This is a genomic window from Yimella sp. cx-51, assembly GCF_017654605.1.
In the GTDB taxonomy this organism is placed as follows: domain Bacteria; phylum Actinomycetota; class Actinomycetes; order Actinomycetales; family Dermatophilaceae; genus Yimella.
Genome location: NZ_CP072113.1, coordinates 3,102,823 through 3,127,302, shown reverse-complemented (window position 1 = coordinate 3,127,302; position 24,480 = coordinate 3,102,823). Strand labels below are relative to the sequence as shown.

The 24,480-nt window shown below is 65.9% G+C and carries 28 protein-coding genes and 1 riboswitch; of the genes, 26 read left to right on the top strand and 2 right to left on the bottom strand.

Going from position 1 to position 24,480, the window contains the following annotated elements:
- Positions 1 to 2 precede the first annotated feature (2 nt).
- From J5M86_RS14910 to J5M86_RS14890, 6 genes are all read left to right on the top strand, one after another.
- Positions 3 to 626, top strand: a complete 624-nt coding sequence (locus J5M86_RS14910) for an AIM24 family protein (protein WP_244328384.1) — start codon at positions 3 to 5, stop codon at positions 624 to 626.
- Positions 626 to 1,321: an AIM24 family protein gene (locus tag J5M86_RS14905; RefSeq protein ID WP_244328383.1), complete on the top strand. Its 696-nt coding sequence runs from the start codon at positions 626 to 628 to the stop codon at positions 1,319 to 1,321. Before J5M86_RS14910 ends, J5M86_RS14905 begins: the two co-directional genes overlap by 1 nt.
- Positions 1,318 to 2,070, top strand: a complete 753-nt coding sequence (locus tag J5M86_RS14900; RefSeq protein ID WP_188061328.1) for an AIM24 family protein — start codon at positions 1,318 to 1,320, stop codon at positions 2,068 to 2,070. The genes J5M86_RS14905 and J5M86_RS14900 overlap by 4 nt, the downstream gene beginning before the upstream one ends.
- A gap of 95 nt (positions 2,071 to 2,165) precedes the next feature.
- A complete protein-coding gene (locus J5M86_RS15635) occupies positions 2,166 to 2,294 on the top strand; it encodes a hypothetical protein (RefSeq protein ID WP_255427646.1) in 129 nt (42 codons plus the stop codon).
- The gene (locus J5M86_RS14895) at positions 2,291 to 2,920 is read left to right on the top strand and encodes a hypothetical protein (protein WP_188061327.1); all 630 of its coding nucleotides are present in this window, start codon (positions 2,291 to 2,293) and stop codon (positions 2,918 to 2,920) included. Before J5M86_RS15635 ends, J5M86_RS14895 begins: the two co-directional genes overlap by 4 nt.
- A 186-nt stretch (positions 2,921 to 3,106) precedes the next feature.
- Positions 3,107 to 4,357 (top strand): DUF4185 domain-containing protein, encoded by a 1,251-nt coding sequence (locus J5M86_RS14890; protein ID WP_188061326.1) that lies wholly within the window; start codon positions 3,107 to 3,109, stop codon positions 4,355 to 4,357.
- Between the two features lie 75 nt (positions 4,358 to 4,432).
- On the opposite strand, the gene J5M86_RS14885 is transcribed toward J5M86_RS14890, so the two are convergent.
- On the bottom strand, positions 4,433 to 4,858 hold the full coding sequence (locus tag J5M86_RS14885; protein ID WP_188061325.1) for a hypothetical protein: 426 nt from the start codon (positions 4,856 to 4,858) through the stop codon (positions 4,433 to 4,435).
- 143 nt (positions 4,859 to 5,001) lie between these two features.
- Here J5M86_RS14885 and J5M86_RS14880 point away from each other — a divergent pair, with 143 nt between their 5' ends.
- The 3 genes from J5M86_RS14880 to J5M86_RS14870 all read left to right on the top strand — a co-directional run bounded on the left by J5M86_RS14880 (position 5,002) and on the right by J5M86_RS14870 (position 8,260).
- Positions 5,002 to 6,198 carry a M20 family metallopeptidase gene (locus J5M86_RS14880; protein WP_244328382.1) on the top strand — a complete coding sequence of 399 codons (1,197 nt, stop codon included), beginning with the start codon at positions 5,002 to 5,004 and terminating at the stop codon, positions 6,196 to 6,198.
- A gap of 121 nt (positions 6,199 to 6,319) precedes the next feature.
- Positions 6,320 to 7,681, top strand: coding sequence for a toxic anion resistance protein (locus J5M86_RS14875; protein WP_188061324.1), 1,362 nt, complete (start codon positions 6,320 to 6,322; stop codon positions 7,679 to 7,681).
- Positions 7,682 to 8,260: a hypothetical protein gene (locus J5M86_RS14870; protein ID WP_188061323.1), complete on the top strand. Its 579-nt coding sequence runs from the start codon at positions 7,682 to 7,684 to the stop codon at positions 8,258 to 8,260.
- 126 nt (positions 8,261 to 8,386) lie between these two features.
- Here the strand turns inward: J5M86_RS14870 and J5M86_RS14865 are convergent, their stop codons facing one another.
- A complete protein-coding gene (locus tag J5M86_RS14865) occupies positions 8,387 to 8,737 on the bottom strand; it encodes a hypothetical protein (RefSeq protein WP_188061322.1) in 351 nt (116 codons plus the stop codon).
- Between the two features lie 261 nt (positions 8,738 to 8,998).
- Here J5M86_RS14865 and J5M86_RS14860 point away from each other — a divergent pair, with 261 nt between their 5' ends.
- The 17 genes from J5M86_RS14860 to J5M86_RS14780 all read left to right on the top strand — a co-directional run bounded on the left by J5M86_RS14860 (position 8,999) and on the right by J5M86_RS14780 (position 24,420).
- Positions 8,999 to 9,190, top strand: a complete 192-nt coding sequence (locus tag J5M86_RS14860; RefSeq protein WP_188061321.1) for a hypothetical protein — start codon at positions 8,999 to 9,001, stop codon at positions 9,188 to 9,190.
- Between the two features lie 354 nt (positions 9,191 to 9,544).
- The gene (locus J5M86_RS14855) at positions 9,545 to 11,260 is read left to right on the top strand and encodes a BCCT family transporter (protein ID WP_244328381.1); all 1,716 of its coding nucleotides are present in this window, start codon (positions 9,545 to 9,547) and stop codon (positions 11,258 to 11,260) included.
- Between the two features lie 155 nt (positions 11,261 to 11,415).
- Positions 11,416 to 11,970 carry a TerD family protein gene (locus J5M86_RS14850; RefSeq protein ID WP_188061430.1) on the top strand — a complete coding sequence of 185 codons (555 nt, stop codon included), beginning with the start codon at positions 11,416 to 11,418 and terminating at the stop codon, positions 11,968 to 11,970.
- Positions 11,967 to 13,190 carry a hypothetical protein gene (locus J5M86_RS14845; protein ID WP_208965058.1) on the top strand — a complete coding sequence of 408 codons (1,224 nt, stop codon included), beginning with the start codon at positions 11,967 to 11,969 and terminating at the stop codon, positions 13,188 to 13,190. Before J5M86_RS14850 ends, J5M86_RS14845 begins: the two co-directional genes overlap by 4 nt.
- A 56-nt stretch (positions 13,191 to 13,246) precedes the next feature.
- Positions 13,247 to 13,834 (top strand): TerD family protein, encoded by a 588-nt coding sequence (locus J5M86_RS14840; RefSeq protein WP_188061319.1) that lies wholly within the window; start codon positions 13,247 to 13,249, stop codon positions 13,832 to 13,834.
- 80 nt (positions 13,835 to 13,914) lie between these two features.
- Positions 13,915 to 15,048: a DUF475 domain-containing protein gene (locus J5M86_RS14835; protein WP_188061318.1), complete on the top strand. Its 1,134-nt coding sequence runs from the start codon at positions 13,915 to 13,917 to the stop codon at positions 15,046 to 15,048.
- Positions 15,049 to 15,051: 3 nt separating this feature from the next.
- The gene (locus tag J5M86_RS14830) at positions 15,052 to 15,642 is read left to right on the top strand and encodes a TerD family protein (protein ID WP_188061317.1); all 591 of its coding nucleotides are present in this window, start codon (positions 15,052 to 15,054) and stop codon (positions 15,640 to 15,642) included.
- A gap of 134 nt (positions 15,643 to 15,776) precedes the next feature.
- A complete protein-coding gene (locus tag J5M86_RS14825) occupies positions 15,777 to 16,466 on the top strand; it encodes an HAD family hydrolase (RefSeq protein ID WP_188061316.1) in 690 nt (229 codons plus the stop codon).
- A 42-nt stretch (positions 16,467 to 16,508) separates the two neighbouring features.
- Positions 16,509 to 17,348: a phosphoribosyltransferase family protein gene (locus tag J5M86_RS14820; RefSeq protein WP_188061315.1), complete on the top strand. Its 840-nt coding sequence runs from the start codon at positions 16,509 to 16,511 to the stop codon at positions 17,346 to 17,348.
- Positions 17,341 to 18,177, top strand: coding sequence for a phosphoribosyltransferase family protein (locus J5M86_RS14815; protein ID WP_188061314.1), 837 nt, complete (start codon positions 17,341 to 17,343; stop codon positions 18,175 to 18,177). Before J5M86_RS14820 ends, J5M86_RS14815 begins: the two co-directional genes overlap by 8 nt.
- Before the next feature lie 65 nt (positions 18,178 to 18,242).
- Entirely contained in the window at positions 18,243 to 18,446 is a 204-nt protein-coding gene (locus J5M86_RS14810; protein ID WP_188061313.1) for a CopG family transcriptional regulator, read from the top strand.
- 230 nt (positions 18,447 to 18,676) lie between these two features.
- Positions 18,677 to 20,086 carry an amidase gene (locus J5M86_RS14805; RefSeq protein WP_188061312.1) on the top strand — a complete coding sequence of 470 codons (1,410 nt, stop codon included), beginning with the start codon at positions 18,677 to 18,679 and terminating at the stop codon, positions 20,084 to 20,086.
- Positions 20,087 to 20,183: 97 nt separating this feature from the next.
- A riboswitch (SAM riboswitch) is annotated at positions 20,184 to 20,294 on the top strand.
- Between the two features lie 44 nt (positions 20,295 to 20,338).
- A complete protein-coding gene (locus J5M86_RS14800; protein WP_188061311.1) occupies positions 20,339 to 21,292 on the top strand; it encodes a MetQ/NlpA family ABC transporter substrate-binding protein in 954 nt (317 codons plus the stop codon).
- Entirely contained in the window at positions 21,289 to 22,353 is a 1,065-nt protein-coding gene (locus J5M86_RS14795; protein WP_188061310.1) for a methionine ABC transporter ATP-binding protein, read from the top strand. Before J5M86_RS14800 ends, J5M86_RS14795 begins: the two co-directional genes overlap by 4 nt.
- Positions 22,350 to 23,015 carry a methionine ABC transporter permease gene (locus tag J5M86_RS14790; protein ID WP_188061309.1) on the top strand — a complete coding sequence of 222 codons (666 nt, stop codon included), beginning with the start codon at positions 22,350 to 22,352 and terminating at the stop codon, positions 23,013 to 23,015. The genes J5M86_RS14795 and J5M86_RS14790 overlap by 4 nt, the downstream gene beginning before the upstream one ends.
- A 50-nt stretch (positions 23,016 to 23,065) precedes the next feature.
- Positions 23,066 to 23,281, top strand: coding sequence for a hypothetical protein (locus tag J5M86_RS14785; RefSeq protein ID WP_188061308.1), 216 nt, complete (start codon positions 23,066 to 23,068; stop codon positions 23,279 to 23,281).
- A 344-nt stretch (positions 23,282 to 23,625) separates the two neighbouring features.
- Complete coding sequence (locus tag J5M86_RS14780) at positions 23,626 to 24,420, top strand: hypothetical protein (RefSeq protein WP_188061307.1); 795 nt, start codon at positions 23,626 to 23,628, stop codon at positions 24,418 to 24,420.
- Positions 24,421 to 24,480: the final 60 nt, after the last annotated feature.

Genomic DNA, 24,480 nt, shown 5'->3' with positions numbered 1-24,480 from the left:
ACGTGGCGGAGCTGGTCATGCGCTCACCGCGCATCATTGAAGCGCGGTTACAGAACTCATCCGTACGAGCGATCTCCGGATCGATGGTGTCCTACCAGGGGCAGGTGCAGTTCAAGAACGCCGGATTCGGCGGTGGGTCAGGGGTTTTGGCCGGTCTGAAGCAACGTGCGACCGGCGAATCGCTGAGCTTGATGGAATGCACCGGCGACGGCCTGGTGCAGTTCGCGGTCAACGCCCAGTACGTCACGGTGCTGCCGCTCAACAACGACACAATGCAGGTGGAGAGCCGCCAGATCCTCGCGATGGCGGGCAACCTGCAGACCAATGTGCAGTTCGCCGGGGTGGGCGGCATGAGCAGTGGCCAAGGGCTGTTCACCACGACCGTCAGCGGAACGGGGCAGGTCGCGCTGCTGAGCGCGGGTGGTCCGCTGATCCACTTGGAGGTCAACCCGAACCTGCCGTTGGTGGTCGACCCGGACGCATTCGTTGCCGCTAAGGGCCAACTGCAGCAGTCGTTCATCACCGACGTCTCCTGGCGTTCGGCCATCGGTCAAGGCGGCGGTGAAGCATTCTCGCTTCGATGGCAGGGCCATGGCGTCGTTTCGATTCAGCCGGCGGAGCGGTGATGGCAATGTTCGAGAAGGTCAACTCCAAGGTCGTGTCGGTACACCTGGGTAACAGTGGCCCGGTCGTTGCTCGTCGCGGGTCGATGCTGTTCTACTCCGGCGACGTCAACTTCGCACCACACCAGGTTCCCGGCGCAGGCGGGGCACCGATGGGAGGTGCGATCGGGGGCATGGTCGGCTCGATGATGCGTGGTGAGCACGAGCGCACGATGATCGCGCAGGGCAGCGGTCAAGTGCACTACGGCTTCCAGGGCCTGGCGGTGCATGTCATCGATCTGCCGCAGGGCGGTCAGGTGACTGCTGACATGTCGCGCTTGCTCGCGTACACCGCCGGTATGCAGGCGTCCATCGTCTCCACCCAGTCGCAACAGGGTGGTGGCGGCGGCCTGCGCGGCGCGTTACGCGGAGCGGCCACGGGCGCACTGACCGGCAACGGCATGTTCACCACGCAATTGCAGGGCGTCGGCGCCGTCGTCGTGCTCGCCCACGGCGAACTCATCGAGTTGCAGGTGGGCAATGGTCCGGTGGTCGTCGACCCGCAGGCCTTCGTCGGCACCATCGGCAACGTGCAGACCCAGTTGCAATCAGCGATGGGCTGGCGCGACGCGGTGGGCCGCGGTAGCGGCGAAGCGATGCAGTTGCAGTGTCATGGTCAGGGAGTGGTGTTGGTGCAGGCCTCGGAGGAGAAGCTATGAGTGGAATCCTGAACCCCGGTGTGCTGCAAGGCAATGACAACATCCCGGACAACGAGTACGCCTACTACCTGACCCTCGACCGGCCGTGGTTCATGAGCAAGGGCGCGATGATCGCCTACTACGGCCAGGCCAGCTTCAACGCGCTGCGAGCGGGGATGAGCGCCAACCTGCAACACATGGTGGCGGGCACCTTCAGTGCACCGATGTACCAGCAGGACTTCGTCGTGGTGGAGGGCCAGGGCACGCTGATCATCGGCGACCGCGGCTATTCGATCAACAGCTACGACCTGGACGACGGCAACCTCACCGTCCGCGCCTCCAACCTGCTGGCCTTCGAGCCCGGCATCCAGCTGAACCAGTCGATCGTCCCGGGCTTCCTCACCCTCATCGGCACGGGCAAGTTCCTGGCGTCGTCCAATGGTCCGGTGATGTTCGCCGAGCCGCCATTGCGTGTCGATCCCGAAGCGCTCGTCGGGTGGGCCGACTGCCCATCACCGTCGCTGCACTACGACCAGAACTGGGTCAACGGCTTCATGGCTGCGGGTGCGGCGATGCTCGGCATCAACTCCGGTGAGGAGCGGCAGTACGACTTCACCGGCGCCGGCACCGTGCTGATCCAGAGCAGCGAGAAGATGATCCACGACCACCATGTCGTGCGCAACATCGAGCAGCAGTTGCCGATGGTTTCGCCGGCTGGACTCGCCACGCTGTCGCAGCGGATCACCGCCCAGCAACAGCAGAACCGCTGAGTCGCAACGCAGCCGAGCCCTCCCCGGTCGCTGTCTGGTGATGGCTGGTTGAGGTGAGCGGAACGGCTGACGTGGTTGTCGACGTCCTAGCCGGCATGAGCATTTCGAGGCGGACGATGCTGGCCGGGGTGTTGGGCACCGGTCTGCTGACGGCCTGCGGCGAGCCAGAGGTCGCGCGCGGAAGCGCCGAATACCTACCGCGGCTGCACCATCGTCCGGCGTGAAAGTGCAGTTGCAGAAGGTGTCGTCCTGGACGAGCAGCACCGACCGCAACTTCGCCTCAGCCGGGGATGTCGTCGTGCGCCAGAACGACATCTACCGCACGGGCAAGGACAGCCGCATGCTCGTCGGCACGGATGTCGTCTCAGGCAAGACGTGGACGCACGATCTCGAGAATGACCAGTTCTTCGGTGCGGGCACTCGCAGTGCCATCTGGCGGGGAACCGTGAGCGGACACGACCAGCCGCTCGTGCTCGTGGATGTCAACACTCACGACGAGCGGGACGATGACTACCGCACGGGTCGCGGGGTGGTCGCACTTGACGCCAAGACCGGGGCGGTGCGTTGGCGGCACGACGCAGTGCCGCTCATCGTCACGAGGCAGGTTGAGATGACCACCCTCGAAGGTGCAGAGAAGCTGCCGCATCGCCCGGCGGCCCTGGCACCGACCGCCGACGTCCGACCGCGGGTCGCGCCAGGCGTTCGCCGTGCACGACGGCGTCATCTGGGCGCGCACTTACTACGGCAAGTAATGGCAGGTTGCGGCCCTCGACCGCAGCGGAGCCCAACTGGCCACCGCGCCTGGCGTATTGGTGACCACCAGCGGACGCGCGCTCTGCGGCGCCAGTGACGGCACGAGGGAACGTCACTACGACCTCTACCGGATCCCCGAGTCCCGCACCGGCTGATCCGCGTGCATGTTTGCGCACCCTGTGTCACTTGGCGCGCGGCCTACCCCGAGCAAAGTGCCACAGGGTGAGCGTTTGGCGGTACAAGACGTCCAGCGACTGCGGAAGACTCCGGCAGACTGGGCGCTGTGTCACACGAACGGTTGAACGAGGCGGTAGAGGAGATCCGTGCGTTCCGGCGTCGGCACTGGCGGCTGCGACTCTTTGCGCTGATCGGCGTGCTCGCGGTGGTTGCTGGGTTGATGCTGCATCAGAACCGGGCGCTGGACGCTGGCACTGATGCCGCCGAGGGGAGCGATCCGAACACTTCCACCACGGTCGTCCGCGCTGACGGGTCAACGCTCGAGCCACGCTGCGCTGCACCGAAGCTGACCGGTGGCACGACAGTGGCGATGCTCAACCAGATCGTCGGCGATCTCGACCTGCCCTACCTGCAGGCTGCAGACGTCGCCACCAGCGGAATGCTGTCGGACGGGCGCATCATCTGGGCCTTCGGTGACACCGTTCGCAGCTCGGCAGTGGCACCGCGCATGGTCGCCAATTCCGTTGCAATCAGTAGCGATACCTGCGTCTCTCAGTTGCTGGTGAAGCGTCCCCAGTTCGTCCAGCCGGGCCCGGTGCTCGCCGATCGCGCCGACGGTGCGGTGTACTGGCCGACCTCGCTGACCGTGCTGCCCGACCGGGACGGCGACAACCTCGCGCTCTTCACCTCGCGGATCAAACGCACCGGATTCGGAGCTTTCGACTTCGACTATCTCGGTGCGGACGCCTATCTGCTGCAGGTGCCGCGAGGTGGAGTGCCGCGCGTGGTCCAGCACCTACAGCTCACCCCCGATCGGTCCACCCCCGTCAACTGGGGCGGTGCCTCCGTCGTCCGCGACGACTGGCTGTACGTCTTCGGTACGGCGGACGCTTTCGGTGGCAGTCGCCCCATGTATGTGGCGCGGGCGCCTCTGACCAGCCTCGCCGACCAGAAGACCTGGACCTTCTGGAACGGCACCGAATGGGGCCGGGACCACCGCGCAGCGACCAACGTCCTCAGCGCGGGGGACGGTGTTTCTCAGACCTTTTCCGCCGATGTGATCAACGGAAAGTTCGCCATCGTGTCCAAGTGTGGTGGCGATCTGGGCGACACCGTGTGCTCGTGGACCTCGGCCGGGCCGACGGGCCCGTGGCAGCGATCGCGGCAGGTGAGAGTGCCTTTCCGCGACGGCGCCGCGCTGCAATATGCACCATTGGCGCATCCTGAGTTGAAGCTGCGTGACGGCAAGCTCGCCGTCAGCTATTCACGCAATACCGATAATTTGGTCACCCTCACCAATAATCCCCGGTTGGGGAGGCCGGCCTTCGTTGAGGTCGACTGGCCCGTCGCCCGCTGAGTCGGTGTGGTTAAGCGGCGTGTGGCGCGTCGAATCCACACCGACTCAGCTCTTCGAGCGCCGACCAGCGACGGATCAGTCGAAAGCAGCGGGACGCGCGGGGTGCTCGGGGTCAGTGGCGGCGGGCTGCTCGGCCGGCACGTGCGCCCCGCCCGGCTGGTGCCGCAGCACATCGCCGAACGAATCCTTGATGGTGATCTCGGCCGGGCCACCGCCGAAGAGGTGCTCGGCGATGCGGTTGAGTTCGACCGGAGCAATCTCGATGCCGAGCGGCGCGAGGCGACCTGAGAGGTCGTCGGCGGCGGCATCGACGTCCGCGTGCTCGTTGGCGGCAACATCGGTCAGGGCGTCGAGGTAACCCCGCAACTGGTCGACGTCGAGCGACTTCACGAAGGTGTCGCTGAGCACGATCGTGCGGCCCAGAGGAATGTTGTCGGAGGTCTCGCCGAGTTCCTGGTGCTCCGAGGAGCTGCCGGGTGACCTGTGATCAGAATTCTCCATGGCGTGGACGATCCTCCTGGGTTCGGTGTTTCGCAAGCCGTTGTCAAAGGTGGTGCCCAGCCATCTTGCATCAGCGGACGGGTCGGGTGTGGGTCTGCGCGACAGCACGATTGCGTGCTGCAGGCGGGATCTAGTCTGGCGAGGTGACTCGAACCGTTGACCTGGCTCAGGGCATGAGCGACGACCTGCGCGCGTTGCGTCGCGACTTCCACCGTATTCCCGAGATCGGACTGCGGCTACCGCTCACCAAGGCGCGTCTGCTCGAGGCGCTGGAGGGTCTGCCGATCGAGATGCACGAGGGCGAGTCGCTCGACTCCGTCGTCGGCGTCATTCGCGGCGGCGCTCGCAGCGACGGTCCCGTGGTGCTGCTGCGCGGTGACATGGACGCCCTGCCCGTGCAGGAGTTGTACGAATCCGACTACTGCTCAACGCATCCCGGTGTCATGCACGCGTGCGGCCATGACATGCACATCGCCGGGCTGGTCGGAGCGGCGCGCATCCTGTGCGAAATGCGCGGGGAGTTGCAGGGCGACGTCGTCCTGATGTTCCAGCCGGCCGAGGAGGGCCCGGGTGGCGCTGAACCGATGCTCGCCGAGGGTCTGCTGGAGGTCGCGGGTCGACCGGTGGAGGCGGCGTACGCAATGCACGTGGCATCGGCCAGCTACCCGCGTGGCACCTGGTTCACCACGCGCGGCGCTTGCATGGCCGCCGCGGAGGACGTCCACATCACCGTGCGCGGCGCGGGCGGCCACGGTTCGCAACCGCAGGACGCGCTCGACCCGGTGCCGGTCGCATGCGAGATTGCGCTCGCCGTGCAGAGCGCGGTGACCCGTCAATTCGACGTGTTCGACCCGGTGGTGGCCACGATCGGCCGGATCGCCGCGGGCACGAAGTCGAACATCATCCCGGACGACGCCGAACTCTCGATCACCTTGCGCTCGCTGTCGCAGGAGTCACGAATGAAGCTGCGGGCCAGCGTGATTCGCCTCGCCGAAGGTATTTCCGCAGCGCACGGACTCACCGCCGATCACGAAGTGCTGGAGTCGTACCCGCCCACCGTCAACGACGACGCGGAGTACGAGCTGGGTCGCCAGGTCGTCACCGACCTCTTCGGTGACGGGGCGTACGTCGAGCGTCCCAACCCGGAGATGGGCGCCGAAGACTTCTCTTTCGTGCTCGAGCAGGTGCCGGGCGCCTATTTCTTCCTCGGCTGCACCGTCGAGGACGACCCCGCCGACGCCGCCGACAACCACTCGCCGAGGGCCGCCTTCGACGATTCCGTGCTCTGGCAGGCGTCCGCGTGGTTGGCCGAAATGGCGTTGCGGCGCACTGCTCGCTGACGAGTTGCACGGCGTCGTCAGTTTCGGTCGGGAACGCAGGCCGCTTGCTCGCGCGTTCCGCCTAGAGTGGGGAACCGATAGGGGGAAGCCCCGCACGCAAGCGTGACGAGAGAGGCACCACATGTCCGACCTTGACCTCGGCGGTCAGCCGACCAAGCCCACCCAGACCGGGACGCAGCAGGCGCCCGCCAGCGGATTGGTGCTCGAAGCACCAGCGCCGGTCGCGGTCGTCGAGCCCAACCAGGCCATCCAGGCGGTGCCGGTCAACGCAGAGGCGCAGACCGAGCTCGACAAGAAGGCGCAGGCCTATGTCGACGACCTCACCGGCATGGACATGAAATCGCCGGCCTTCACCGAGAAGGTCAATTCCATTGTGTTGATGGGCGATTCGGAGATCCGCAAGTCGTCCGAGGTGTCCAACCGCATGTTGCAGCGTCCGGCTGCGCAGGGCGGTAAGGACAGCGCCCAGTCGAAGGTGTCGGGCACGCTGATCGACCTGCGCCGCACCATCACCGACCTCGACCCCAACCGCGCCGACCTCAAGGGCGCCAAGAAGCTGCTGAAGTGGATTCCCGGCGGCAACAAGGTCGAGAACTACTTCGCGAAGTACCAGTCGGCGCAGAGCCACCTCGACGCGATCATCCGCTCGTTGGCCGGCGGTCAGGACGAGCTGCGCAAGGACAACGCGGCCATCGACGTCGAGCGGTCGAACATGTGGAACGCCATGCAGAAGCTGGGTGAGTACAACCAGCTCGCCACCGCGCTCGACGGCGCCGTCGAGAACAAGATCGCCGCGCTGGAGGCCGAGGGCCGCACCGAGGACGCGCAGATCATGAAGTCGGACGTGCTCTTCGCCGTCCGTCAGCGGCGCCAGGACATCATGACCCAGATGGCCGTCGCGGTGCAGGGCTACCTCGCGCTCGACCTCGTGCGCAAGAACAACATCGAACTCATCCGTGGCGTCGACCGTGCGCAGACCACCACCGTCGCGGCGCTGCGCACTGCGGTCATCGTGAGCCAGGCGCTGAGCCAGCAGAAGATCGTCCTCGACCAGATCACTGCGCTCAACTCCACCACGTCCAACCTCATCGAGAAGACCAGCGAGCAGCTGCGCACGCAGGGCGCCGAGATCAACCAGCAGGCGGCGTCGAGCACGATCGAGATCGACAAGCTGCAGCGCGCTTTCGACAACGTCTTCCAGACGATGGACGCCATCGACACCTTCCGGGTGCAGGCCAACCAGAGCATGGCCACCACCGTGCAGGCGCTCGAAGGTCAGGTGCAGCGCGCCAAGCCCTACCTGGAGCGCTCGCTGCGCAACCAGGGCGTCGACGCCACGACGTCCGCGCAGTTCCAGCCGGTGCAGCAGAACCAGCAGATCCCCGGTGGAGTGCAGCCGCAGAGCCCGCGCCAGGGCGAGCAGCCGCCCTACCCGGGCGGTCAAGGTCAGCAGCCGCCGTACCCCGGCGGTCAGGGCCAGTAAGTGGGACTGCTTTCTCGACTGTTCGAGCCCGGTAACGGCCCGACCGGTCAGGCCGCGCGCGGTTCGGTGAGTTCCGACCGCGCGCAGGCCCAGGCCCAACGTGGCTCGCGCAACGCGGGGGCACCGACTGCCGCCGCTCCGCCACGTCCGCCCGAGGGCGACGACGTGCCGTCGTTGCTGCGGCACAACCAGTCGTTGGTGCTCGAGATCAACCAGAGTGCCGCGCACCTGCCAGGCCTTGGCGTGGTGCTCGCGCGTTCGGTCACCGACACCATCCGGACGGTGCTCACGTCGCCGGACGCCGGCATGCTCGACATCTCGGTGCGCGTCGCGATCTTCGGAGTGCTCACTGACTACCTGCCTGGGTCGATCCGCACCTATATCGGCGCTGTCCGGGCTGCCGCGCCGGGTTCACCTGAGATCGGTGCGGCCGACGACCAACTCGTCGAGCAACTCACCGCGCTGCGCCGCTCGGTCGAAGAACTCGCCGAGGCCAGTCGGCAACGCGATATGCGAGCGCTGCAGGTGCACGGCCGCTTCCTGGAAAGCAAGTTCGGCCAGTCCGACCTCGACCTGTAGCTTTCGGCGCCGAGCCTGTTCCTGTGGTCGAGCCGCTCTGGAGGGTTCGACGGGCTGTACCTGGTTCCTCAGTACGGAGGCTCAACCAGCGAAGGTGGGGCTCGACCGGCGGCGGAGGGTGCGGGCTCAGGTGGTCCAAGGGGCGAGGGCGTCGGCTTCGGCTCGTAGGCGCTCCGCCCGCTCGTGCTGACCAAGCCGGTCACAGGACGTTGCTTCTGCCTCGCGGAGGTCGACTTCGGTCTCGATGAGGAATTGCACCTCGTGCGAGGTGAGGTGCCGACGCGGCACCTCCGTCGCTCCCTCTCCTCGCGGGGACTGCTCGATCGCACTTGCTCGCGCGCCGTCGTCCGGCACGGCTTGTGCATTCTCCAGCGCCGAAATCGCGGCGCGGAGCGCGCTGACCGCAGGTTGGTCGCGCTCACGCATCGCCTCGGTGAGTGACGCGCGCAGGTCGGCCAGGGTCTCGTCCAGTTCCATGCCCTCATCCTCCTGGCGGGGGAAGTTTCTGCACAAACCGGACGCAAAACGCACGCCTGCCCCTCGAAAACGTCGCTTTTGCGTCCGGTTTGTGGCGTCCTCGGGTGGGCAAGGATTTGGTGAGAGTTGAGCCACATATCCGTCGCGGCCGTGTCATGCTGAACATCTGGGGAGACGACCGAACTCGGGGGAGTACATGGTCACCGAACTTCTGCGCCGCGCCGATCAGCGCGGATCGAACTGGCTCGACGGGGGACAAGCATGAGCATCTACAGCGTGCCGGTGCGCGACGAGGCCTACGACGAGCGCGTTGAAGAGGTCGCTCAGCGCATCTTCGGCCTCGACATGTCGGTTGCCTTCGACCTGCGGAGCTGGGCAGGCGTCGACGAGAGCGTCCGGCAGACCTACCGCCGACAGGCCACCTGGGCCATCGAGTCGGCCGACGATCTCTGAGCAAACGAACGCCTTGTCAAGAAGCTCCTCGCCCAGAACGCGCTGTGTCGAGAACGGCTGGCTCGGGACGCGCGCAGCTCCCGGCAACCCGATCAAACCCTCCGACGCGGCGGGCTGATCCGTCTCAGGCAGGCGTCCCCGGAAGGCACCTGCTGACCCGGCCCTGATGGGCGTTCGCCGGACGTCCACAGCGACGCTCGGAGCAATGCGCCGTGGCGATCGTCACTGATTTGATCGGCTCCTAAGCGCCGATCGAGCGGTGAATGCACGTTCAATGAGGAGTTGTCCTGACGGGACTCGAACGCTTGAACAACACAACGGGCGCCAGGGGAGGCGCCTTCGGGAGGACGATTCGTGAGTTCATCAACGCCGACGGAAACGCTTGACCGGGAGGAGAACACTCCACCTGAGAACAACGACGAGAGCACGAAGAACGGGCTGATCGAGGCACCCCGCGTGTTCTGGCCCGCGGCTGTTCTCCTGCTCGCCTTTGTGGCGATCGCGCTGATCTGGCCGCACCAGTTGAACGAGGTGTTGGGCAAGGCCAACGACACCGTGGTCGGTGACATGGGCTGGTTCTACGTCATCACCGTCACCGGGTTCGTCTTCTACGCAATCTGGCTGGTGCTCTCGCCGATGGGCGACATCGTGCTGGGCAAACCCGAGGAAGACCCGGAGTTCTCGCTGCCGTCCTGGTTCGCGATGTTGTTCGCGGCCGGCATGGGTATCGGCCTGGTCTTCTGGGGTGTGGCCGAGCCGCTCAACCACTTCTCCACCCCGCCGCCCGGCACCGCGGAGGGCGAGCCCGCCCGGGCCCGCGCCGCGATGGACAGCACCTTCCTGCACTGGGGTCTGCACGCCTGGGCGATCTACGTCGTGGTCGGCCTGGCAGTGGCGTACGCCGTGCACCGTAAGGGACGCAGCGTCTCGATCCGCTGGACGCTCGAACCGCTCCTGGGCGACCGGGTCAAGGGCTGGCTGGGCGATGTCATCGACATTCTCGCCATCGTCGGCACCCTCTTCGGTATCGCCACCTCGCTCGGCTTCGGTGTGTCCCAGGTGGGCGCCGGGTTGGGTTACCTCGGCGTCGCCGACACCGACGACAGCGGCACGGTCAGCAAGTGGCTGCTCGTCGCGTTGATCATCGGCATCACCGCGATCGCGACCTGCTCGGTGGTCACTGGCGTCGACAAGGGCATCAAATTCCTGTCCAACCTCAACATGGTCGTCGCTGGCCTGCTGATGGCAGCCGTCCTGCTGCTCGGCCCGACGATGTTCCTGCTGAGCGATTTCGTCCAGCAGATCGGTTCGTACCTGCAGAACTTCCTGTCGATGAGCTTCCGCACCTTCGCCTTCCAGGGCGACGACGGCAAGTCGTGGCTGTCGGGCTGGACCACCTTCTACTGGGGCTGGTGGATCAGCTGGTCGCCCTTCGTCGGTGTCTTCATTGCTCGCATTTCGCGCGGCCGTACGGTGCGTGAGTTCGTCGCCGGCGTGCTGTTGGTGCCGTCCGTGGTCGGCTGTCTGTGGTTCGCCATCTTCGGTGGCTCGGGCATCTACCGCGAGATGTACGGCCCCGGCGGCATCATCAAGGACGGCAAGGTTTCGACCGACCTCGCGCTCTTCCAGCTGCTCGACGGACTCCCCGTCTCCACGCTGCTGAGCGTCGTCGCGATCATCCTGGTGGTCGTCTTCTTCGTCACCAGCTCCGACTCCGGATCGTTCGTGGTCGACATGCTCGCCTCCGGCGGCAACCCCAACCCGCCGGTGTGGAGCCGCGTGATGTGGGCGTCGCTGGAAGGAGCGATCGCTGCCGCGCTGATCCTGGTTGGCGGTGCCGGAGGTGAAGGTCTGGCGGCGCTGCAAACCATGGCGATCCTGGTGGCGCTGCCGTTCAGCATCGTCCTGATCCTGATGGCGGTCTCGACCGGTAAGGAACTGGTCGGCACCCACGCCCAGCTCGTGCACGGCCGCCGCCGCAAGTTCGAGAAGTCGATCAAGGACGAGTTGCGCAAGGAGTTGACCGACCTGCGCACTCGTGGCCGGGAGTCGGACAAGCCACGCCGCTGACACCTGCGCCGAACGCAAACGCCTGGGGTATCGAGAAACGCCTACGTCATGACCAGGGCATTTCTCGATACCCAGCGCGTTTGTCCGTGGACCGTCCGTCGAACCAAGTGCGGTCACGCCGTGGCCCGGCTGGTTAGGGTGGCGGGGTGAGTCCAATGGCGAAGGGGGCCAATGTCGCCCTCACCCGTGAAGTGCCCGGTCTGAAGGGTGTCGTCATCGGCGTCGACTGGGACGCCGGAGCCGAGCGTTTCCTGCACGACAGCCTGACCCTGCTGACCGTGCTGTGCGGCAGCAATCGCAAGGCCCTCACCCAGGACCACGTCGTCCACTTCAACCAGATGGTCTCCTCCGACCTGTCGACCGCACATGTCGGACAAGCCAAGGGGGACGACGACGCACAGGTCGAGGTCGATTTGGCCGCAGTGCCGCAGGACGTCGAACGCATCGTCTTCGTGCTCTACGTCAACGAAGGCGGAGGCGGACGCCGTACGCTCGGTCAGCTGCGCAAGCTCGTCGTGCGAGTGTTGAACCTCGACGGCGGCGCCTCGCTGATCAGCACCAATGACCTCGTCCCCGGCCTGTCGGGAGAGACGGCGCTGTCGCTGGTCGAGCTCTACCGCCACGGCGGCGACTGGAAACTGCGCGTGCTCGGCGCCGGTTATTCGGACGGCCTCAAGGGCGTCGCCCGCGACTTCGGGGTGCACCTGTGAAAGGGGAGGACGCGCCCTTCCTGCGGGCGCGCCGCGCCGCGCCAGCTGCTTCAGCAGCACCGAGTGGGTCAGCGCCGAGCTCGTTGGCATCGAGCACGATGCAGTCGTCGTCGCCGGTCGCCGACTTCTTGAGCGGACGATCCACCCGACCAGGACGGGGTGCATCGTCCACACAGCAGCCGAGTTCGTCCGGCAATCCGCTCGACCTGGGTGCGTCCAGCGCTCCCGAGCAAAGTCCCGCGCCGCGTCCGCAGCAGCCGACCAGCTCGGGCGGTTCGCTCGACCTGGGTTCTTTCGGATCGCAGCAACCACGACAGTCGAGCAGCAGCCCACTCGACCTCGGCTCTTCCACCGCCGAGCAGAGTCAGGCGCCGCAGCGGTCGTCCGGCAACCCGCTCGATCTCGGCTCTTCCGGTGCCCCTGAGCAAACTCCCGCGCCAAGACAGTCCAGCAATCCGCTTGACCTCGGCACGTCCAGCGCGCCCGACCCCGCCCCCGCACCAAGGCAGGCGAGCAGCCCACTCGACCTCAGCCGTCCGTCGGCCCAGCCGCCGACGGGGGCGCAGGTGCAGCACAGCAGCTCAAACCCGCTCGACCTCAACGGCAACGGCAACCCGTCGCCGAAAACCCAGGGAAGGTACGCACCGCTGGTGTCCCACGAACTCGGCCTGCCCACCATCGAGCAGGAAGAACGCCGCATCCTCAGCGTTGATGACCCGGTCGTCCACCTGACCCGCATGCAGTCCAGCGGCGGGGCGCTGGAGTTCCAGGCCGCCACCGCCCAGCCCAACCAGTTGCTGCTCGGCTGTGCCTTCGAGACCTCCGATCAGCGCGAGAGCATGGTGCTGCCCGGCCTCCGTCCGCAAGGTCCTGATCCGTCGTCCCCGATCTTCCGGTCGACCCCGCAGGGCGTCACCGTCAATCTGCGCGCGATCACCGATGTTCTCCGGTTCTTCATCATCGGGTTGCCGCAGACCTCCGATCGATCGATGCCCGGCGGTACCTTGGTCATCGGCACGTACGGGGGCTCTCGCCTGGAAGTGGTGCTCGACACGTCCGCGACGTTCGGGGCCAAGGCCCTGGTCACGGGTTATGTCGTCGAAGGAAGAATTGTGCTGCGAGCGGAACACGACCCCTTCAGTGGAACGTTGCAGCAGGTGGCAGGCGTCTACGGCTACGACCAGATGACTTGGCGCGACCCGTTCACGCCACTGTTTTAGACCAGTAAAGCTAGACAGTTCACGCAGGCCGGGGGCCTGGGAAAGAAGGAAGAAACATGGCAGTCAGCCTCAGCAAGGGCGGCAACATCTCGTTGGCGAAGGCCGCACCGGGAATGACGAACGCGATCGTCGGTCTGGGCTGGAACCCGCGGACGACCGACGGCGCCGCCTTCGACCTCGACGCCTCGGCGCTGCTGTGCGGCGCTGACGGCAAGGTGCGCAGCGACGCCGACTTCGTCTTCTACAACAACCTCACCGGCGACAACGGCGCGGTCACCCACCAGGGCGACAACCGCACCGGCGAGGGCGATGGTGACGACGAGCAGATCCTGATCGATCTCACCCGCCTGTCCGCCGACGTCGAGAAGGTCGTCTTCGTCGCCTCGATCGACCAGGCCGACACCCGCGGCCAGAATTTCGGCCAGGTTTCGGACGCCTACATCCGCGTCTTCGACGCCGACGACCCGATGAACAACGACAAGGGCGTGCGCTTCGACCTCGGTGAGGACGCCTCCACCGAGACCGCACTCATCTTCGGCGAGCTCTACCGCAACGCCGGCGAGTGGAAGTTCCGCGCGATCGCGCAGGGCTACTCCAACGGACTGGGCGGGGTCATCACCGACTTCGGCCTGTCGGTCGGCTGATCCGACCGACTTGATCGCAGCCGCCTCAGACACCTGGGGCGGCTGTGACCTGCCTGCACCACTTCTTCACGAAAGCAGAAATGAAAGCTCTCCGACATTTCACCCCGGACCTGATCGTCGCGGCGATCGTCCTGATCGTCGCCTTCTTCTACGACGGCTGGGCCGCCGTCGTCCTCACCGCGATCCTGATCCTGGTGGAGATCGTCTTCTCCTTCGACAACGCGGCGGTCAACGCCAAGTACCTCGTACGCCTGAACGACTTCTGGCAGAAGATCTTCCTGACCATCGGCGTCCTGATCGCCGTGTTCGGTATGCGACTGGTCTTCCCGTTCCTGATCGTCACACTCACCGGCGGTGTCGGCCCCATCGAGGCCGTCCAGTTGGCTCTGGAGAAGGGCGACCCGGAGACCCCGGGCACCTACGGCTACATCCTCAACGAGGCACACCCGAGCATCGCCGCTTTCGGTGGCATGTTCCTGTTGCTGCTCTTCCTCGACTTCCTCTTCGACGAGCGCGACATCCTGTGGCTGAAGTGGATCGAGGGCCCGATGCAGAAGCTGGGCAAGCTCGACGTCCTGTCGGTGATCATCGCCGGCGTCTCGCTGCTGCTGGCCGCGGAGTTCCTCGCCGACACCCAGGCGATCAAGAACCAGGTGCTCTTCGCCGGTCTGCTCGGCATCGTCCTCTACCTCTCGGTCAACGGCCTCTCCTCGATGATGGAAGCCCGCGAGGAGGAGAAGGACCACGAGTTCGAAGAAGCCGAATCGCGCGGTGAAGTGGTCAAGCTCGCCGGTAAGGCCGCCTTCTCGATGTTCATGTTCTTGGAGGTGCTGGACGCCACGTTCAGCTTCGACGGCGTGATCGGTGCATTCGCGATCACCCCTGACCCGCTCATCATCATGATGGGTCTGGGTGTCGGTGCGCTCTGCGTCCGCTCCATGACGATCTACCTCGTGCGCGAAGGCACGCTCGCTGAATACCGCTTCCTCGAGCACGGCGCTCACTGGGCGATCGGTGCGCTCGCGATCATGCTGATCCTGACGATCAAGGCGCACCTGAGCGAGTTCATCATCGGCGGCATCGGCATCGCCTTCATCGGCGCGGCCTTCATCACCTCGGTGGTGGCCAACAAGAAGGACGACGAAACCGACGACGCCGGCCATCCGTTGGCCGAACAGGAAAGCTCTTACCAACCAACAGGACAGGGGCAGTAAACGATGGGCATCAACCTCAACAAGGGCCAGACCGTCAACCTCGCCAAGCAGGACGGCGGCCAGCTCTCGCGCGTACGCATGGGTCTGGGTTGGGACGTCAAGGTCGTCACCAAGAAGGGTCTGTTCGGCGGCACCAAGCAGGTGCAGCGCGACATCGACCTCGACGCATCGGCGCTGCTGATCGGCGGCGGTCGCGTGCTCGACATCGTCTACTTCGGCAACCTGCGCAGCCAGGACGGCTCCGTGCAGCACACCGGTGACAACCTCACCGGCGCTGGTGACGGTGACGACGAGTCGATCGTCGTCGACCTGCCGGCAGTGTCGGGTTCGGTCGAGCACATCGTGTTCGTCGTCAACTCCTTCTCCGGCGAAAACTTCACCGAGATCGACAACGCTTTCGTGCGCGTCGTCGACTCGAACGCCAATGACACCGAGCTGGCCCGCTTCCAGCTCACCGGCTCGGGCCCGCACACCGCGCTGGTCATGGCGAAGGTCTCGCGCCAGGGCAACGGCTGGGCGTTCACCGCCGTCGGCACCCCCGGCAACGGTCGCATCGCCCGTGAGCTGGAGCCGCTGGCGCTGCAGGCAATCTGAGGCGGTGGTCGCTGGGTGAGCCGGCGACCACCTCCCGAATACAACTCGCGGACGACGTGAGCACAGTTCGCGGATCAGTCGATCCGCGCACTGCTCGCGTCGTCCGCGACTTGTGTCGCCGCTACATTCGTCGGGTGCCCACCACCTGTGCGATCAGCCTCGACATCTGGGGCACGCTGCTGCGTAGCGACCCCTCCTTCAAGCCCGCCCGCAACGAGATGCTGCGCGCGGCCCTTGCGCCGTCCGTCTCGCCGGAGCGGTTCAACGAGGTGATGCGCAGCAGTGACCGGGAGGCCGACGAGATCTCGATGGCACGCGGCACGGACGTAGGTTTCGTCGAACGCACGACGCTCGCGCTCACCGCGCTCGACGTGCCCGCACAGCTCGACGCGTCCACGGTCGAGCGGTTGATGGCGCAGCAGGCTGAGCTCGCCCGCGCGCACCACCCGATCGCGCTCGACCCGCGTCTGCCCGACCTCGTCGCCGACTTCGGGCGGCGGATGCCGGTGGTGCTGACGTCCAACACCGGAATGCTGCCTGGTGTTCTCATGCGCGACCTGCTCGCGTCGGCCGGATTTCACGGTGACCTCGGCATGGTCTTCTCCAACGAGGTCGAGTGGGCCAAACCCGACCGGCGAATTTTCGAGATCAGTCTCACATTCGTCCAAGGAACCGCTGCGGAACCGTTTGCGTCATCTTGCGTTGTACACATCGGTGACAATCCCGTCGCCGATGTCGAAGGAGCCCGAGCTGCCGGCCTGAGTGCCGTGCTGGTCGAGCCTGATGGGGAGAGCACCGTGGCGGCCTTGGAGGCGCTGCGGTAGGCGCAGCCGCAGTCGCGGGTGCGACGGCACTGGGGAGACCACATGACCACCTGCGTGACGACCGCGACGCTGCACAGTCCGGTCGATGCCGTGCGCACTGACGACGGTTCCCTCTTCGACACCGACACCTACTCCCGCATGAAGCACGGGGACGCCGCTGCCATCGATTCGCTCGGGGCGAAGTTGGCCGCCGCGCTCGTGCAGCAGTGCCCGCACCTGCTCACCGACGCCGCGATCCCGACCTTGCCGGTGGCCTACCTGGCGGTGCGGCCCAGCTGCTGGTTCCTCGCCGACGCTGTGTTGTCGCGCGTCAATGCTGCTCGCGCCGAGCAGGGTCTTCAGCCCGGACGCATCGTGCAGGTGCGCAAGGATTCGGTGACCCACACCGATTACGCGGCTTCCACCCAGGCCGAGCGCGAGGCCGAACTGGCCCGCATCGGGTTCAGCCTGGCCGAGCCGATCGACGGCACCAACTGCGTCGTCATCGACGACGTGCGGGTGACCGGCCTCGCCGAGCGCACCGTGCTCGCCGCCCTCGAAGCAGCCGCCCCGGCCACCCTCGTCACGGCATACGTCGCTGTCTGCTCGCCCGAACTCGCCGCGTCCCCACACGTCGAATCGGCGCTCAACCACGCCACGATCACCTCGATCCTGCAGATGGTGCCGGCTGCTCGCGCCGGACGCTTCCACCTGACGATCCGTTTCCTGAAGCGGGCGCTGGCCTCACCCGAACTGCCCGAGTTCGTCGCCGAGGTGCCGAATGCACTGGTGCGCGAGATGTACGAAGGCGCGCTCGCCACTGGGCCTGAGTTCATCGCCGGTTATCCCGACGGCTTCGCAACGCTCCAGGCGGCGATCCAGCGGGAGGTCGCCCATGTCTGATCGCATCGCACTCCACACGCTCACCGCTGATTCGGGGCTGCCGAGCCTCGGCCTGGTCAACGCCGTCGACTACAGCCGGTTCAAGTACGGCGACGGACTGGCGTCCATCGCCTTCGGGCGCGGCCTGGCCGACGAGTTCCACCGCATCGTGCAGCCAGCCGCTGGCGAGCGGATCTTCGTAACCTCGTCCGGTTACGGGGCCGTGCCTCCCGCCGCGCGGTCGCTGGTGTCGCCGTTCGTCGCCCGCATGCGCCGCCTCGCGCCCGAGGTCACGCTCGAACCGTTGCGGGTGCACCGCCTCGGCGTCTCTCCCGGCGACTACGCCACCATGAGCGCTGACGAGCGGGAGCGCGCCGTCGGGGCGAAATCGATGCACGTCGATCCGCGGGTCGACGTCGCCGGCGCTCGCGTGATCGCGCTCGACGACATTCGCGTCACCGGCACCCACGAGGTCGCGATGGACGGCTGCCTCGCCGACGCAGGCGCCTCCTGGATCGACCACCTCTACGTCGTCGACGCCCACGCCGCGGCCGGACGTCCGACGCTGGAATCAGAGCTCAACGGCGTCGCTGCGTCGTCGGTGGACGACCTCCTGGCGATCGTTGAGTCGCCGCGTTTCGTGCCCAACGCCCGTCTGGCCAAGCGCATCGCGACCCTCGACGCGGACGAGCAGCGGCACTTCCTCGGCGCGGTCTCGCCCGAGGTGACGGCCTGGATTCTCGATGCGGTCGACCGCGACAAGCTCACCCAGGTGCCGGCATACGCCACCGGTGCGCGTCGGCTGCAGCTCGCCGCCGCCGGGCTTCGAGGGGTCACGGCGACGGCCTGAGCGGTCTCGACGTTCCGACCGGCCGATCACTCGGCCGATTGATACCACAGCGATACCGTCGTCCGATGGCGATGACTTTGCGGCTCAATGCCGACGACGAGCAGGCGCTCGCGGCATTGGCCGCTGCTGACGGAATCAGCAAGCACGAGGCGACGGTGCGAGCCATTCGAGAGGCCGCCGTCCGGCGTGGGCACGAAGCGCGAGTACGTGAGCTCTCGGGCCAAGGGAGGGAGCGGTACGCCGACCTGCTCGATCGTCTGGGGCGCTGACCGTGGAACACCTGACCATCGAGGATCTTCGCGCTGGTGGCCGACTTAGGCGTGGGGCCGGTGTGGACGTCGGACTGCTGGATTCAGCTGCCCACCGTCCTGCCGCTGGCCTTACCGGCAGCATGACCTTCATCTCGAGGTTTTCGGCACTCGGCTGGACGCGCACGGTGACGGGTATTTTCAGTCCGGCGACCCACCGGGTGGGTCTGGCTACTGCATAGTAGGGAGGCATGACCCGCGTACACGCCTTCACCGATGACGCCCTCGGCGAACTCGACGCGACCGGCGTCGCCGAAGCCATTGCCGCCGGCCGGATCAGTGCAGCCGAAGCGGTGGACGCCGCTATCACCCGCTGCGAACAGCTCAACCCCACGCTCGATGCGATCATGCGCGACGACTTCGCCCGCGCCCGCAGTCGCGCGACGCAGCACCGCGACGGTGCCTTCGCCGGCGTCCCGAGCGTCTTCAAGGACAACGTGCCGGTGGCGGGCCTGCCGATGACCGAGGGCTCGCAGGCCTTCCCGACCACGCCTGCGGCCAAGAACGGCGCGGTCGCGGCGCAATACCTGCGCACCGGCATCATCCCGATCGCGACGAGCACGATGCCGGAGTTCGGCTGGACATGTTCGACCGAGTCGCGCACCTTCACCACCCACAACCCTTGGCACACACGCGTTTCCGCTGGCGGATCGTCCGGCGGGTCGGCCGCCTTGGTGGCGGCGGGAGTCGTGCCGATCGCGCACGGCAACGACGGCGGCGGATCGGTACGCATCCCGGCCGCGGCATGCGGACTGGTCGGTCTCAAGCCCACTCGCGGACGCCTGCGCGCAGGTGAATCGGCCAAGATGCCGGTGCGCATCGTCAGCGATTCGGTGCTCACCCGAAGCGTGCGTGACACGGCCCGCTTCTATGCCGAGGCGGAGAAGATCTACCGCAACCGCACCTTGCCCGCCGTCGGGTTGGTCGACCACCCGCTCGAGCGCCGGTTGCGCATCGGCGTGATGCTCGATTCACCGGTCGCGCCGGCAACTGAACCGAGCATCCGCCGCGTGATCGAGCAGATGGCGAAAACGCTTGAGGCACTGGGACATTCGGTCGAGCCCTACACCGCACCCGTGCCGCAGTATTTCGCCGACGACTTCTCTGCTTACTGGCAGTTCCTGGCCTACATGGGCAGCCGTTTCGGTGAGCAGACCTTCGGCAAGGGTTTCGACGCGTCCAAGCTCGAACCGCTCACCATCGAACTGGCCAAGCGTGGCAAGGCGAAACTTCCGAAGGCGCCGCTGTTCATCGCCCGCTTGCTTGCCTCCAGCGCGGCCAGCCGGATGGCCTTCCGCCGCGGGCCGGACGTCGTGCTGTCTCCGGTGCTCACCGCGCCGACGCCTGAGTTGGGTTTCCTCGGTGCGGACGTCGACCCATCCGTCCACTTCGACCGCTTGCTCGATCTGGTGGGCTTCACCCCGCTCGCCAACGCCTCCGGTGCGCCCGCGCTGTCGCTGCCCGCGGGTCTCGACGATCGAGGCCTACCGGTCGGCGCGATGTTCTCCGCGACCCACGGCGCCGAGCGGCTGCTGCTGGAGCTGGCTCTGCAGATCGAGGAAGCCCAGCCCTTCCCGAGCATCACCGCGCTCGCTGGTTGATCCGAATCCCCCCAAAACCCAGCAGAATTCGCCCGTGACGCGCATCACGCACGTCCGAAGTTGACTTTGGTCTGACCACTTTCCTAGGGTCGGCAGCGGTCAAGAGACCCAGCGACAAGCCCTGGCTTGCTGGGCGGCAACCCTCACGAATGTGGCGGGGTGCTCCAGGAGGAGACCCGGTCCGACAACCGTCGGGCAAGCACATTTCACCGCTGCTTCGAGCGGCGGTCTTGCATTGAGAAGGACCCCGTCATGAGTGACTCCAACGCGCCCGAAAACACCCCGAACAACGACGAGATCCAGGCGCTGCCTGAGCGTCAGGGTTCGAACAAGGGCTTGAAGACCGCGCTGATCGCCGGAGGTGTCGTGGTCGCGCTCGGCCTGGGTGCGTTCGCGTTCACCCGCGGCGGCGATGACGACAGCAAGCTCACCACCGTCAAGATCGGCACCACCGAGGCCGCGGCGCCATACTGGCCGCCGTTCGTGAAGCTGGCCAAGGAGAACGGCATCAACCTCGAGGTGGTCAGCTTCTCCGACTACACCCAGGCCAACCCGGCGCTGGCGCAGAAGCAGCTTGACGTCAACCTGTTCCAGCACCTGCAGTTCCTCGCGAGCTACAACGTCAGTGACAAGCAGACGCTCACCCCGATCGGGTCGAGCGTGGTGGTGCCGTTGAGCCTCTACTCCAAGAAGCACACGCAGCTGTCGCAGGTGCCCCAGGGCGGCAAGGTCGCGATTCCGAACGACCCCACCAACCAGGCACGCGCGCTGCTGGTGCTGCAGCAGGCCGGCCTGTTGAAGTTGAAGAACGGGGGCAACACGCTCTCCACCCCGGCCGACATCCTCGCCTCGGAGTCGAAGGTTTCGGTCACGGCCGTGGACGCCGCGCAGACTGTGGCCGCGCTGCCGTCGGTGGACGCCTCGATCGTCAACAACAACTTCGCGCTCGACGCCAAGCTCGACCCGTCCAAGGCGCTCTTCGCCGACGACCCGGCCAAGCCCGCCGCCGAGCCGTACATCAACATCTTCGTCACCCGCGCGGCCGACAAGGACAACCCCACCTTCAAGAAGCTCGTGGAGCTCTACCACAAGCCGCAGGTGGAGTCGCAGGTCAAGGCGTCGTCCAAGAACACCGCTGTGCTGGTCACCAAGCCGGCCGCCGACTTGCAGCGCATCCTGGCCGACTTGGAGAAGAACCAGAAGTGAGCACCTCGCTTGCCAAGGGCACCGGGTCGACGTCGGAGGCGGCTGGGCCGATCATCCGGCTCGACTCGGTGCGCAAGGTTTTCACTCGTGGTGGTTCGACGGTCACGGCCCTGGACGACCTCAGTCTGCAGATCGGTCGCGGCGAGGTGTTCGCGGTCATCGGCTTCTCCGGTGCCGGTAAGAGCACGCTCGTCCGGTTGATCAACGCCTTGGAGACCCCGACCGAGGGCTCGGTCGTCGTTGATGACAACGACCTGACCTCGTTGAACGCCAAGCAGATTCGGGCGATCCGCTCCGGCATCGGCATGGTCTTCCAGCAGTTCAACCTGATGCGTTCGCGCACCGTCTACGGCAATGTCGCCTACCCGCTGGAGACGGCGGGTTGGAGCAAGCAGCAGATCAAGGAGCGGGTCACCGAACTGCTTCATTTCGTCGGACTCACCGAAAAGGCGTGGGCCTACCCGGACGAGCTCTCTGGTGGTCAGAAGCAGCGCATCGGCATCGCCCGTGCACTCGCGACGCGTCCGCCGATCCTGTTGGCTGATGAGTCGACGAGTGCCCTCGATCCCGACACCACGCGTGAGGTGCTCGCGTTGCTGCGCCGGGTCAACGAGGAGATGGGCGTGACGATCGTGGTGATCACGCACGAGATGGACGTCGTGCGCACCATCGCCGACCGCGTCGCAGTACTCGAAGGTGGCCGGCTGATCGAAACCGGCACCGTGCAGCAGGTCTTCACCGATCCGCAGCACCCGGGCACCCGCCGCCTGGTCGGCGCGACGCTCAGCAACATTCCGCAGGCCGACGACATCGCCCGGTTGCGCACCACCCACACCGGACGGCTGGCCACGGTCACCTTGCGCCACGAAGGCGGCCTCGGTGCAGTGCTCGGACGCGCGCAGGAGTTCGGCGTGCAGTTCGAGATCGTGCACGGCGGCGTGACCGTCACCAAGGGGGAGTCGCTCTCGACCTTCACCCTTGCGCTGCAGGGAGATTCGTCCGCCGTGGACGCCTTCCTGCGCGAACTCGAATCAGTTGGCAGCGTGGAGGAGGCAGCATGAACGGCACCGATTGGGCCACCCTGCGACCGGTCTACTTCGACAGCATCGGCCAGACGCTGCTGATGGTGCTGGTGACAATGGTGGTCGGCGGACTCCTCGGCCTCGGTCTCGGCGTCGCGCTCTACATCACCCGTCGCGGCGGCATCCTGGCGCAGGGCCCGGTCCACACCGCGCTCAACGTGCTGGTCAACCTGGTGCGTCCGATCCCGTTCATCATCTTCATGACCGCGGTCGGTCCGCTGACCCTGAAGGTGATGGGGACGACGGTCGGCACCACCGCCGCACTGTTCCCTCTGGTGCTCGCTGCCACCTTCGGCATTTCACGTCTGGTGGAGCAAAACCTCGTGACTGTCGACCCGGGCGTCATTGAAGCCGCGCACGCGATGGGTGCCAGCCCGTGGCGGATCATCCGTACTGTGCTGATCCCCGAAGCGCTCGGCCCGCTCATCCTCGGTTACACCTTCGCGCTCGTCGCGGTGGTCGACATGACGGCGGTCGCCGGAGCGATCGGCGGCGGTGGACTCGGCCAGTTCGCGATCACCTACGGCTACCAGCGCTTCAACTGGACGGTCACCTGGGTCGCGGTGCTGACCATTGTGGTGATGGTGCAGATCGCACAGTTCAGCGGTAACGCGTTGGCGCGCAAGGTTATGCGTCGCTGAGCAGGCCTGCCACGGGATCCTTCCAAGAAGGGGCCCCGGGCACCCCGATCGTGGACACGTGGTTCGGGTGGACCCTGGACCGCGACGGCCTGGGCCGGATCGTGCGGGAATACACCGGAGAAGGCGCAGGATTCGACGGCAGCAACCCGGGTGTCCCCGAGGTCGGTGATACCTCCCACCTACCGGTCGGTGAAGGGCTGGCGTACGACCGGCAATCACCTACACCCCACGGGGGCAGTTGGACAGGGTGGTTGACCGGACGGTGAACACCCCGGTCGGGTCGATCGACCCGGGCACCACTCCCGCGGACGCGCCGGGCATGTGCTGCCAGATCCGCGCGTACGCGTTCAACACTGATGGTGCCCGTACCAGCAAAACGGTCACGAACCACGCCAGCGGTGACTGCACCGGCGCAAGTCCGTCAGTGGGGACGGTGACGCGCTAGTATGACACAGCGAACCGGTTGCGAACGGTGCATGTCGAGGTCTTCCAGATGGACAGTGTGAGAACTTCCATCATCGGGAGACCTCGACCCTCAACCCGTCAGCGACGCGCTACCGCTTCCTACACCCTCGATTGTGAAGAGCCCCAAACAAGCGGCGAAAGGCTGGTGAGTATTCTGGCGAATAAGGCCCCCAGTGCTGCATGGGCAAAGAGAAACGGCCTTCCGCATCTTTCGGAGGCGCTCGGCTCAGCATGGAATCCGTTATCAAGCGTTCGATCGGCGATGGACTCGTGGCTTGCGAGTGAGGATTTGTTCGAATCAGAAGACGCTTCGTTTGATGCGCAGTTAGGTTGGGCGCTGACCGTAGGAGACTTCCAGTGGGCCGAACAGCTCATCGACGAGTCACCTGCGCCAACGCGCACAAGGGCGATTGCAAATCTGAAAAGCGCGAGGGGAGAACTTGCCGCTGCTGATAAACTTTTCCGCTCAGCCATCAACAATGGCGACACCGATGCATATGTGGACTTTGCAAATTCCCTGATGCATCGGGCGGAAGTGGACTTTCCGGCAGTCCGAACTCTCTTGATGCGGGCGATCGCTTTAGGGGACATCCTTGGGTGGGCTTCGCTATCGACCGCTTACTGGCTTGAGGGTGATGACGAGGCTGCGATGCAGAGCGCAATGGACGGCGTCGACGCCGGCTCAATTGGATCGCTCGTGAGATTAGCGTACGCGGCCTACGGTTTGGGCTACGTGCGAATCGCTATGGCGGCATCTCTTGACGCGCTTCAGCTGGGCGCCGAGGAGGCGCTTTTCCCCCTTGCATGCTGCATCAGCTTGCTAGGCGACTACGTCACATTGGGGTTGTTGGTCAACCTGATCAGGGGTCGAATTAACCCCGTTCTTGAGTCCGAAATATTGAGCGAGTTCCTCAAAGGCGACGCTGACGAGCCGGTTTAACGCCTTCGTCTGTAGCCATTGGTCAGTGGCGCAACATAAGCGTCGACTTCGCCGCGACAA

Bases quoted from the DNA above. Each gene is read 5' to 3' on its own strand.
- J5M86_RS14835 (WP_188061318.1), top strand. From the start codon at position 13,915: ATGAAAGCTCTCCGACATTTCACCCCGGACCTGATCGTCGCGGCGATC.
- J5M86_RS14875 (WP_188061324.1), top strand. From the start codon at position 6,320: ATGTCCGACCTTGACCTCGGCGGTCAGCCGACCAAGCCCACCCAGACC.
- J5M86_RS14900 (WP_188061328.1), top strand. From the start codon at position 1,318: ATGAGTGGAATCCTGAACCCCGGTGTGCTGCAAGGCAATGACAACATC.
- J5M86_RS14805 (WP_188061312.1), top strand. From the start codon at position 18,677: ATGACCCGCGTACACGCCTTCACCGATGACGCCCTCGGCGAACTCGAC.
- J5M86_RS14815 (WP_188061314.1), top strand. From the start codon at position 17,341: ATGTCTGATCGCATCGCACTCCACACGCTCACCGCTGATTCGGGGCTG.
- J5M86_RS14810 (WP_188061313.1), top strand. From the start codon at position 18,243: ATGGCGATGACTTTGCGGCTCAATGCCGACGACGAGCAGGCGCTCGCG.
- J5M86_RS14905 (WP_244328383.1), top strand. From the start codon at position 626: ATGGCAATGTTCGAGAAGGTCAACTCCAAGGTCGTGTCGGTACACCTG.
- J5M86_RS14830 (WP_188061317.1), top strand. From the start codon at position 15,052: ATGGGCATCAACCTCAACAAGGGCCAGACCGTCAACCTCGCCAAGCAG.
- J5M86_RS14790 (WP_188061309.1), top strand. From the start codon at position 22,350: ATGAACGGCACCGATTGGGCCACCCTGCGACCGGTCTACTTCGACAGC.
- J5M86_RS14865 (WP_188061322.1), bottom strand. From the start codon at position 8,737: ATGGAACTGGACGAGACCCTGGCCGACCTGCGCGCGTCACTCACCGAG.
- J5M86_RS14850 (WP_188061430.1), top strand. From the start codon at position 11,416: ATGGCGAAGGGGGCCAATGTCGCCCTCACCCGTGAAGTGCCCGGTCTG.
- J5M86_RS14885 (WP_188061325.1), bottom strand. From the start codon at position 4,858: ATGGAGAATTCTGATCACAGGTCACCCGGCAGCTCCTCGGAGCACCAG.
- J5M86_RS15635 (WP_255427646.1), top strand. From the start codon at position 2,166: ATGAGCATTTCGAGGCGGACGATGCTGGCCGGGGTGTTGGGCACCGGT.
- J5M86_RS14860 (WP_188061321.1), top strand. From the start codon at position 8,999: ATGAGCATCTACAGCGTGCCGGTGCGCGACGAGGCCTACGACGAGCGC.
- J5M86_RS14820 (WP_188061315.1), top strand. From the start codon at position 16,509: ATGACCACCTGCGTGACGACCGCGACGCTGCACAGTCCGGTCGATGCC.
- J5M86_RS14800 (WP_188061311.1), top strand. From the start codon at position 20,339: ATGAGTGACTCCAACGCGCCCGAAAACACCCCGAACAACGACGAGATC.
- J5M86_RS14840 (WP_188061319.1), top strand. From the start codon at position 13,247: ATGGCAGTCAGCCTCAGCAAGGGCGGCAACATCTCGTTGGCGAAGGCC.